Source organism: Acinetobacter sp. GN11 (genome assembly GCF_054823985.1).
In genome coordinates this window covers 1-3522 of the sequence record NZ_JRVL01000084.1, presented here as the reverse complement: position 1 = coordinate 3522, position 3522 = coordinate 1, and the positions used below count along the sequence as shown (strand labels likewise).

The following is a 3522-nucleotide window of genomic DNA, read 5'->3' as shown; positions in this document are numbered from 1 at the left end:
ACAGTTGATATTGATGTAGGCCAGACAAAAACTATTGTAGTAGATCCTAAAGAAATCGCAAAAATCGATATAAGTCCAGAAAAAATTGCCTCAATAACAAGAGAGGGAAATAATGCAATTATTCATCTAAAAGATGGAACTGAAATTATTTTAGAAAACTATTTTATTAGCGAAAATCCGCAAATTCTTTTAAATGAAGGGCAGAGTTATTGGACTGCCAGTTTAGGTGAAGATGCTACCGGACAGACTACTGTTAATTATTTAGAAGTAAAAGATGCAGCAAAGTTTATAGACTCATCATCTTCTGTACCTCTCTGCACTGGGGTGGCCAGTGTTTTGGCTGGTGCAGGAACAATTGCTTTATTGTCACGGAAAGATCCTAAAGACACGACCCCTCCTGAGCCAGGTAATTTGATTCTCAAAAATCTTTTGGACTCAGGTGCCTCAACAACAGACCAGATCACTCAAGATCAAAACTTCAATTTAAAGATTGAAGGGCAGGAAAGTGGCAGCCGAGTAACGTATTTGGTTTCTACTAATGAAGGAAAGACTTGGCAAGAAACAACAGTAACTCAAAAAGATTTAGCTGACGGAAGTTATCTTTACAAAGCTGTAGTAACCGATCGGGCAGGAAATGCTTCGGAAACTGCTATACAAAAAGTCATTGTGGATACTACAGCGCCGAAAGCAGGTGAACTGACTTTATCTGATTTGTCCGATACAGGTGTTTATGTAACCGACCAGATTACGCAAGATAAAAACTTCAATTTAAAGATTGAAGGGCAAGAAAGTGGCACCCGAGTAACGTATTTGGTTTCTACTGATGACGGAAAGACTTGGCAGGTAACAACAGTAGCTCAAAAAGATTTAGCTGATGGAAGTTATCTTTACAAAGCTGTAGTAACAGACGTTGCAGGTAATATCTCAGAAACTGCTATACAAAAAGTGGTTGTGGATACCACAGCACCGCAAGCAGGTGAACTAACTTTATCTGATTTGTCCGATACAGGTGTTTCAGCAGCAGACCAAATCACACAAGATAATAGTTTTACTTTGAAGTTAGCCCAACCGGTTGTTATCGGCGAACAAGCAGCTTTACTAGATCATTATGAAATTTCTAAAGATGACGGAAAGACTTGGCAGGAAACAACAGCTGATCAAAAAGATTTAGCTGATGGTGTTTACCAATATAAAGCTGTGGTGACAGACGTTGCAGGCAATACTTCAGAAACTGATGTAAAAAAAGTCGTTGTAGATAATTCCTTAAATGTTGAATCAACTACAGTAACTGTAAAGCCGATTACCGAAGACAATACAATAAGCCTAGTTGAAAAAGATCAAGTTATTCCTATAAGACTTGAAGTCGATAATCTACCAACAGATTTAAATAGCTCACTGACTTCAGTAAATACGACATTAAACGATGTTACTTATAACTTTCATTTTGATGAGCTAACCCAAGAATGGGTTGCTGAAATTCCAGCAGAGTTTCTGTGGTCAGAAGAGTTGCAAACCAATATATCAATTGATATCAGTCTTACTGATCAAGCTGGTAATACAGCGATTATTAAACAGGCCCAAACTTATAATGTAGATCATACTCCGAATTCACCAACCCTAGATTCAATAACTGTTAATAATATAGATGGAGCTATCATTTCAGGTAGTGCATATAAAGGAAGTAAGGTCGATATCTACAATAAAAATGGTGATTGGCTTGGAAGTACAATAGCCAATGAAGAGGGTAAATTTACCTTAAAAAACCTTTCAATTAGCTCAAATGATGAGGTTTATGCAGTTGCTACTTATAATGGATACAGCAGCGTAAATTCATCAATTGGACTAGTTACTGAAGTTCCAGCTCTTAGTATTTTACGAATTAGTCCAGAAGGTATGATCACTGGTTATGCGACTGAAGGTAGTCATTTTATTGTAAAAGATCAGAATGGAAATATTATACAAGAGTTTAACTCTATTACATTTGAGGGCTCAGGTATTACGCCTTTTAGTGTAATGGAATTAGGTGAAGTCAGACCATTTACTTTGTCCCTTGATCAGCCTTTAGAGGAAGGGACTCAAATTATTATCTCTACCGATAAAGATAATGTTTCAGGCCATCCGCAATATATTACCGCAGATTATACTCCCGCTGTATTTTTAGAAACTCCACAATTTGATATCAGTGGTGAAGCTTTATCAGTACATGTCAATGAGCCTAACAGCCTTATTCTTGTGTTTTCTGGAACAGGAAATCTAATCGCTAACGGTGTTACAGATGAGCAAGGTTTTGCAAGTTTACCTGTGTTCCAGTTTTTAAAAGAAGGCGAATTGGTTACCGTACAAGTAGTAGATAAAAATCAAAATACAAGTGAAGCCCTGATCGAAGTTCCAAACTTTGCTTATATTCCACATGTTGAACGTATTACACAAGAAGGCTTAATTTCTGGATTTGCTGAAGATAATAGTACGGTAATTGTGCGTGATGCTGACGGTAATGAATTAGGAAAGGTTACATTAGGTGATGACAATAGTTGGAATGAATTTAGTCATTTTAGCTTGAGTGTAAACCGACCTTTAATTGATGGAGAACAAATTTCCGTTCAAATTATTGATAGTAAAGGTCTGATGAGCCCTGAGCAGAATATTGTTGTAGATCTGACTCCTCCACCTGTTCCAACAGATTTAAATTTCAATGATGCTGGCGATTTAGTTTATGGTCATGCAGAACCTTTCTCTGAAATTTTGGTTAAAGATGGGCAAGGAAACATTCTTAATAAATGGTTTTGGAATAACTGGACCGATGAGAGTGGAAATTTCTCGATAGAACTAGGTCTGTTTTTAACCAATGCTGAGACAATTTATGTTACGGCTACAGATGTAAATGGAAATATAAGTTTAGCTGCTCAGATACAGGCGCCTAACTATGCTTTTGCTCCCTATGTAGATAGCTTTACTTCAGACGGAGTGATAAGTGGGCAAGCTGAAAATAATAGTACTCTCATTGTTAAAGATGCCAAAGGTGAAGTCGTAGCTGAAATTAAAGTTGGTGAAGATAATGGCTGGAATGGATCAAGTTATTTTAAACTCCAACTTGATCGCCCTCTTGTTGATGGTGAGCAGTTATTCTTATCAATTAAGGATGCTCGTGGACAAATAAGCACCGATACTATAATTACCGCTGATACAGTTCCTCCTACACCAGCCAGTAATTTAGTTTTCTCAGAAGATGGTTCATATCTTACGGGTGTAGCAGAACTGAATACTACGATTCAGGTTTTTGATCATAATGGTCAGCCATTGAATATATGGAATAATACCGTCAACTCAGACGGTACATTTACTGTTTTCTTAGGTAGCAATAATTTACATGGAGAGGCATTCACGGTCACTGTTAAAGACCAAGCCGGAAATGTGAGTGAAGCTGTTTCAATTAAAGCTCCACTTGATAATATTGCACCGGATCCAATTAAAAATATTTTACTTGATGCAAACGGTCAAAACTTTACAGCGCAAGCAGAAGCA

Annotated in this window: 1 protein-coding gene; it reads left to right on the top strand. The window is 37.3% G+C overall.

The features are described 5' to 3' along the window. The coding region (locus NL42_RS09430) for an Ig-like domain-containing protein (protein WP_461312561.1) at positions 1-3522 on the top strand (3522 nt) is incomplete at both ends.